We start from the raw sequence: 251 nt of genomic DNA, 5'->3' as shown, positions 1-251 counted from the left end.
GCGCAGATGTGGTCAGGATGCGGGTCGAGCGCCGGATGCGGCAGCACGATGACGTCCGGACGAGCGCGCAGCATCGTTTCGCGCAGATCGGCCAGCAGATTGTTCCAGGTCGGCGCGCCATCGGCGTCCCCCGGGAGCACAAATGGATTGAATTGACGGAACAGGCGGGTATCGCTCAAGTCCGCTTCGCGCGAGCCCACCGGTTGATTCGGGTTGTCACGCATCGCGGCCAGTTGCAGGCAGAAATAGCC

Annotated in this window: 1 protein-coding gene; it reads right to left on the bottom strand. The window is 64.1% G+C overall.

Annotation, left to right across the window (positions count from 1 at the left end; all coding sequences use genetic code 11):
- The coding region (locus AAEY83_RS17185) for a PIG-L family deacetylase (protein WP_351061091.1) at positions 1-251 on the bottom strand (251 nt) is incomplete at both ends.

Origin of the sequence: Psychrobacter sp. TB20-MNA-CIBAN-0197 (genome assembly GCF_040309765.1) — a bacterium.
In the GTDB taxonomy this organism is placed as follows: Bacteria; Pseudomonadota; Gammaproteobacteria; order Pseudomonadales; family Moraxellaceae; genus Psychrobacter; species Psychrobacter submarinus.
Note: the sequence above shows the minus strand (reverse complement) of the source record. Positions and strands in the feature narration are given on the sequence as shown.